This is a genomic window from Bacillus sp. LL01 (assembly GCF_001037965.1).
In genome coordinates, this window is sequence record NZ_LFEL01000275.1 from 1 (window position 1) to 3114 (window position 3114).

Here is a 3114-nt window from a genome sequence, read left to right on the forward strand (position 1 = left end):
TTCTTTATGATGGTACTGGGATTTGGGGGAATAATCCAGACCTCAATGAGGAAGAGTGGTTCCAAGATTTTATTGAAAATGAACAACAGTTTGCAAAGTCACATATCGACCAATTACAGCCATATCCCGGTGAAATAAACAGTTATATATTGCCTCTCTTTGATACAAATACGTTAGTTCCAAGCGGGGTCATCAAAGTTAATTTTCCCTCTGACTTGCTAGAGAAGGCTTTAAATAAAATTAAAATTGGACAAGAAGGTCGTGCCTATTTGATCGACCAAAAAGGGTCAAATGTTTTTCAAGGACAAGTCGATCTCCCTCGTAGTATTTTAAAACAAAGTTTGGCTGAAATAATGAATGGCTATCAACAAAAAGGGTTAATCGAAGCAGAACATAATGGTGAAACTTACTTTATGTTTTTTCAAAAATTACCGGTAGGAGATTGGATTTTAATTAGTGAAGTGACTGAGTCTGACTTGTTTTCAAAAGTGAACAATTTGCAGCGCAACTTACTACTGACGAGTGGTGTTGTATTTATGCTAACAATAGTCGCTTCTTTCATGCTTTCTTCAACGATTACAAGACCACTTGGAAACTTGGCGAAAGCGATGGGATATATTGAACGTGGGGATTTTACTGGGGCCAAACGCTTTATGCCGACAATAAAATCGCATAACGATGAAGTCGGTTATCTTATTAAAGTGTTCGATCGCACTATTGAACACTTAAAAAAGTTAATCGAAACAGAATACGAGGCGAACCTGCGTCGGAAAGATGCTGAGTACAAAGCGTTATTATTGCAGATTAATCCACATTTTTTAAACAATACTCTAGAAATCATTGGGGGATTAGCCGTTCAAGGAAAAAATACAGAGGTTATGAATGTTAGTGTTTATTTAGGCAGAATGATGAGGTATTCATTGAATACAAAAAGCAACGTTGTGAAGTTAGGCGAAGAAGTAAATTATATTAAAAGTTACACAGACATCTTAAAGCTAAGGTATGAGGATGCGATAAAAGTTGAAATTGAAGAGGATCTGGAAACAAAACGATTTCCGATTATAAAATTTATTTTACAACCGCTCGTAGAAAATGCAGTGAAATATAGTTTTATTGAAAAACCGTCTGCACAAATCTACATAAAAACAGAAAAAGTTGAAAATAACGTATACATTGTTATTGAAGATAAAGGGATAGGGATGTCTGAGGAGGGTATCTCGAATTTAACTAACGAAAAAGTGGATGATGAAACGATAACTGTATTAGAGAGCAAGGGAAACAGTATTGGTCTAAAAAATGTAATTGGGCGATTAAAGCTTTACTATGGAAAAGATTTTTCCTATCAAATAAAGTCCGAAAAGAATGTAGGGACACGGATTACATTGTGTATTAATTTTAGGGGGGATATGTGTGATGAAGGTCATAATCACGGATGATGAGATTCAAGTTCGTAAAGGCTTACGGTTTAAAGTCGACTGGGAAGTAGAAGGCTTTGAAATTGTTGCCGAAGCTTCCAACGGTCAAGTAGCACTTGAATTACTAAAAAACATTGATGTGGATTTAATCATTACTGATATGAGAATGCCGATTATGGACGGAGTCGAATTAGCTAAACGGTGTTACGAACAATATCCACATGTAAAGCTGATTGTTTTATCGGGGTATTCTGATTTTTACTATGTGCGCGGCTCAATGAAGGAGGGAGTTAGAGACTATTTATTAAAACCCGTTGCCCCTGATGAGTTAGAAGAAGCATTAAGAAGAATACGGAAAGAAATCGAGGAAGAGAAGAAAAGTCAAATTGAATCAGATCGGATGCGTCAGCTTGTCCATTCCCATCTTCAGCAAGTACAAGAACAATATTTCCTTCAATTAGTAAAAGGAGAATGGTTGCAACTTAGGATGGTGAAAGAGAGGCTTCTGCAGCTGCAGTTAGAGGAACTGGCAGATGAAAATGTAACAGTGCAGTTTGCAACGGTAGAAATTAGAGAATCAGAGGATAATCCGAATCGATTAAAGGAATTATGGCTTCCTTTTCAATTGTTATGTAAGGAAATAGCGAAAGAGCATGCAGGAACGTACTCGTTTTACGATCCAAGTTATACGAATATGGTTCAATTCTTGCAGCTGCTCGATTCAAAAACTCCAGAACAGACGTCAAACTTAGTTAAGTTCATTCAAGAAAAGGTCAAGAATTACTTAAACTTAGAAACGGTCATAGGAATTGGAAATGTTGTAAAGGGTCTTGAAGAATTTAGAAATGGGTATATCTCTAGCTTGCTTTCTTGGAGTCAAAGTCAACTTGGCGGTCAATCACAAGTAATCGATGAGACGGTAGCGAGAGAGGCAGTTTTTGATTTTTCTCCTGATTTTGAACGAAAGTTAACAAATGCTATTGAAAATGTTGATATCGAGATGTTTAAAGAAAATCTTAACAATATCCTTGGGGGAGCAAAGGCGCAATCTGTTTTATCTTTTACCTTTGTAGCCAACCGAGTACTCTTTCTATTAGGTTCATTGGTGAAGAAATACGATACCGAGACGAAAGATATCCAAAACACGATTTGGAATTGTCAACAAAGTATTTGGGAGCTAAATTCTCAACATAAAGTAATCGAGTTTCTAATCCAATTAGCACAGTTAATTGTTGAAAAAGTACGATTAGCTCGTTTTTCAAACAGCAAATTAATTGAAAGTATACGACACTATTTGGACGAGCATTATGCTAATGAGATCTCGCTTACTTCATTATCTAAATTATTTCATATAAATAGTGCTTATTTATCAGAAACGTTTAAACATCAAGTTGGACAAAACTTTAGTGATTATCTCGTTCATTTACGAATGGAAAAAGCTAAGCACTTTCTTAAAGATCACCAGCTTAAAATCATTGATGTGGCTAATTTAGTTGGTTTTTCGAATTCAGGATACTTTAGTACTGTCTTTAAAAAACAATTCGGGCAAACACCTTTGGAATTTCGTAAATCCGAATTGTTATAAATCGAATTTTAAGAAAGGAAACGAAAGGAGGAAAACAGATGAGCAAAAGGGGATCTGCTGTAATCGTCAGTATTCTATGTTTTCTTGCAGGGGTGTCGTTAATTTATGTTGCCC

Annotated in this window: 2 protein-coding genes; both read left to right on the forward strand. The window is 35.8% G+C overall.

Translation table 11 applies throughout. The features are described from left to right. Window positions 1-1436, forward strand: a 1436-nt coding sequence (locus AB685_RS29315) for a histidine kinase (RefSeq protein ID WP_047974141.1), incomplete at its 5' end; no start/stop codon positions are given. Next, window positions 1414-3000, forward strand: coding sequence for a response regulator (locus AB685_RS29320; RefSeq protein ID WP_053074004.1), 1587 nt, complete (start codon window positions 1414-1416; stop codon window positions 2998-3000). The genes AB685_RS29315 and AB685_RS29320, both read left to right, overlap by 23 nt. The last annotated feature ends 114 nt before the right edge of the window (window positions 3001-3114 follow it).

Coding starts and splice junctions, on each gene's coding strand:
- AB685_RS29320 (WP_053074004.1), top strand. CDS start 1,414: ATGAAGGTCATAATCACGGATGATGAGATTCAAGTTCGTAAAGGCTTA.